General features: G+C 36.0%; 4 protein-coding genes and 1 pseudogene. All 5 read left to right on the forward strand.

The features are described from left to right. The coding region (locus tag AC1DJR_RS20030; protein ID WP_477003342.1) for a GntT/GntP/DsdX family permease at positions 1-588 on the forward strand (588 nt) is incomplete at its 5' end. Between the two features lie 18 nt (positions 589-606). Beyond that, positions 607-1503, forward strand: coding sequence for a phosphogluconate dehydrogenase (NAD(+)-dependent, decarboxylating) (gnd, locus tag AC1DJR_RS20035; RefSeq protein ID WP_201038362.1), 897 nt, complete (start codon positions 607-609; stop codon positions 1501-1503). Positions 1504-1648: 145 nt separating this feature from the next. After that, complete coding sequence (locus tag AC1DJR_RS20040; RefSeq protein WP_002031805.1) at positions 1649-2185, forward strand: NADPH-dependent FMN reductase; 537 nt, start codon at positions 1649-1651, stop codon at positions 2183-2185. Position 2186: 1 nt separating this feature from the next. Then, a pseudogene (locus AC1DJR_RS20045) lies at positions 2187-3416 on the forward strand (MFS transporter). A gap of 63 nt (positions 3417-3479) precedes the next feature. Beyond that, on the forward strand, positions 3480-4011 hold a 532-nt coding region (locus AC1DJR_RS20050), incomplete at its 3' end, for a YdcF family protein (protein WP_477003343.1).

Here is a 4011-nt window from a genome sequence, read left to right on the forward strand (position 1 = left end):
GCGTTAAGCAAAACGAGTCAACTTGCACAAGTATTGCACTTTATTGGAGATCCAATAGTCGCATTATTAATTGCAACGATATATTCTTTCTTTAGTCTTGGCTATGCAAAAGGATTTTCTAAAGACAAAGTCTTACAATTTACAAACGATTGCTTAGGGCCGATTGCAAACATACTGTTAGTTATCGGTGCAGGTGGTGCATTTAATAAAGTGTTATTAGATTCTGGGATCGGAACTATAATTGCGGAGATGGCGAAAGAATCGCATATTTCACCGATATTATTAGGTTGGGGAATTGCTGCACTTATCCGAGTTGCAACGGGATCGGCTACTGTTTCCATGATGACAGCAGCAGGAATAGTGGCACCGATTGCAGCAAGTACACCAGGAGTAAATGTAGAGTTACTGGCACTTTCAACAGGAGCAGGGTCATTAATTTTATCGCATGTAAATGATTCWGGATTTTGGATGATTAAAGAGTATTTCGGAATGACTGTGAAAGAAACATTATTAACATGGACTGCAATGGAGACAATATTATCTGTTGTAGCACTTGGGCTAATTTCGTTATTAAATATATTTGTATAGAATGGGAGATTGATTAATATGAAACTAGGTTTAATTGGATTAGGAAAAATGGGATTCCCATTAGCTGAACACTTACATGAAGACAAGCATGAAGTAGTTGTATACGATGTAAATAATGAGCTTGTTGAAAAGGCAGGGGAATTAGGGATTACTGCCCGTCATACGTTAAAAGAAATGATTGCTGAACTAGAAGCACCTCGTACAATTTGGGTAATGGTACCTGCAGGAGAAGTTGTCGAGTCAGTACTAAAAGATGTATATCCATTATTAGAGGAAGGCGATATCGTTATTGAAGGCGGAAATTCATTCTATAAAGATACGTTACGCCGTGCTGAAGAAGCGAAAAGCTTTGGTTTATATTATGTAGATATCGGTACATCAGGCGGTGTGGAAGGAGCTAGATACGGTGCTTGCTTAATGGTTGGTGGAGAAAAAGAAATTTATGATCAACTAGAACCTTTATTTAAAGATTTAGCAGTAGAAAATGGTTATTCATATGCAGGCCGCGTCGGTAGTGGGCATTTCTTAAAAATGGTTCATAACGGTATTGAATACGGAATGATGCAAGCAATCGCTGAAGGATTTGAAGTACTAGATAAAAGTGATTTTGATTTCAATTATGAAGATGTTGCAAAAGTATGGGCGAACGGATCGGTTATCCGTGGTTGGTTAATGGACTTAACTGAAAAAGCATTTGCAGAAGATCCGAAACTTGATGGCATTAAAGGTGTTATGAACTCTTCAGGAGAAGGGAAATGGACTGTTGAAACTGCGCTTGAATTACAAGCAGCGGCACCAGTTATCGCTATGTCATTATTTATGCGCTACCGTTCACAAGAAGATGATACATTCCATGGGAAAGTTGTCTCAGCTCTTCGTAATCAATTCGGTGGACATGAGGTTGTGAAAAATTAGTTTTGTGAAACTCATACGAAAGTATGAGTTCTTTTTTTATTTCTCATACTATTTTATGAAAGCTTTTCCCTCTTTTTACTGTGTTTTGTATAGAAATTTCTGATAATATATAAATATAACTTGAAAACAAAGGGGAGAAATAATTATGAAACTAGTCGTTATTAACGGTACACCAAGAAAATTCGGTAGAACTCGCGTTGTGGCAAAATATATTGCAGAGCAATTTGAAGGGGAGTTATACGATTTAGCAGTAGCGGAATTGCCTTTATATAATGGRGAAGAATCACAACGTGAATTAGARGCAGTWAAAAAATTAAAAGCTTTAGTGAAAGCWGCRGAYGGWGTAGTACTATGTACACCAGAATATCATAATGCGATGAGCGGAGCGCTGAAAAATTCGTTAGATTACTTAAGTAGCAGTGAATTCATCCATAAGCCTGTCGCATTACTAGCAGTTGCTGGAGGAGGTAAAGGGGGAATAAACGCATTAAATAGTATGCGCACTGTCGCTAGAGGCGTTTACGCAAACGCAATTCCAAAACAAGTCGTGCTTGATGGATTACATGTGCAAGATAGTGAACTTGGAGAAGATGCAAAACCATTAATTCATGATTTAGTTAAAGAATTAAAAGCATATATGAGCGTATATAAAGAGGTGAAAAAACAATTAGGAGTTGAGTGATATGTCCTCTCTTTATCATGATTCTCGCTTGTATTACATTCTAGGAGCCAATAGTTTATCCGCTATTGGCTCCGGGATTGTTATGATAACGATTCCGTGGTTGTTAATTAAGGAAAGTGGAGGAGAGACAACATTTGGTTATGTTTCTATCGTTGCAACTCTCATCATGTTTTTACTAACACCATTCATTGGGTAAAGCATAGAGCGTTTTTCAAGAAAATCTTTATTGTTATGTAACGAAGGTATCGGGATAGCCATTATAGGAATGATGGCCATTTGGGGATTTGCTGGGCAATCATACAATTCTATTCATTACATTATTATTTATATAGCAGGTTCTTTCTATTATCTATTATTCTATCCCACAATATTTGCATTTAACCAAGAAATATTTCAATCAGAGCATTATAAAAGTTTAAGTGGCACAATGGAAATACAAGGACAATTAACGCAAGTTATTTCAGGCGCAGCTGCTAGTTTTTTAATTGAGATTATTTCTTTGAAATGGATCTTGTTAGTGGATATGTTAACTTTTGCAGGAGCATTTTTTCTTTTCTTATGTATACCGTATGTAAAGAAAAAAGAAGTAAAACGGAAAGCAACATTTAAGAAGCAATTGTTCGAAGGAATTCACTTTATGAAAAAGCGCCCTAAGTTATTTTGGTTTTTACTAGCGACTTATATGCCGTTTATCGGTGTCATGATGGCAAATTATTTAATCCCAGTATATATTTCAGATATACTCAAAGCTAGTGCCTCTGTATACGCAATTGAAGGTATGATGTACGGTGTCGGAGCGGTTCTTGCAGGAATAAGTATTCCAATCATGATGAAATATGTCAAAATAGAAATTTCAATCGTTATGACGATGGTTATTTATGTAATTTCAATTACCGCAATGATTATTGAGCCTTCCATTATGTTATTATATGGACTAGCGATTTTCCATGCGATTGGAAATGCTGGAACACGAGTGGCGAGAAATGTATTGATGATGGAAGAAATCCCAAACGAAGTAATGGGACGTGTGGACAGCTTATTTCGATTAATTGGCACAGGAATTCGAATTGTATTATTAATGTTGTTTACGGCAGGCGTATCTAAAGCAGGGGTAATGATCCCGTTTTACGTACTGAGCTGTATATTGATCCTATCATTAGGGRTTGCTTTTTATTATGTAATTTCAAAACGTAAAACGGAAGCGAATGTGTCTAATAAATCAATTGTTTAAAAAATACTTCTGCCTCCTTTTCTTTTTCTATATAATAAAAAGAAAGGGAGTGTTAACTTATTTATGAACAAATGGATATTGCTTATAATCTTATTACTACCTCCGCTATACATCATTTATATGACGTTTCGAATGAATAAAGTTGCTCGTGAAACATTGAGTAATCACTCTCCATACGTTCTTATATTAGGTGCAAAGTTATTTGGAGATAGACCGTCTTTATCTCTTCAAAATCGTTTGGATATAGCGTTGGAATATTTACATGCTCACCCTGAGGTGAAAGTAATTGTTTCAGGTGGTCAAGGGGAAGATGAAGATATACCGGAAGCTCACAGTATGAGAAACTATTTAATGGTAYATGGTATAGATGAGAATCGYATTTTAATTGAAGACTGCTCTACAAATACGTATGAAAATTTAAAGTTTAGTATGGATTTATATGATGTAAAGCATGCGGTAGTTGTAAGTAATACGTATCATTTATATCGAACGAAAATAATTGCAAAGCGTTTAGGGATAAAGATGGAAGCTTTGGCTGCTGAAACACCGAGACGCTCTAAGAAAAAAGCGTATGTGCGTGAATATGCTGCAATTA

Source organism: Bacillus sp. 05T31, from assembly GCF_056396725.1.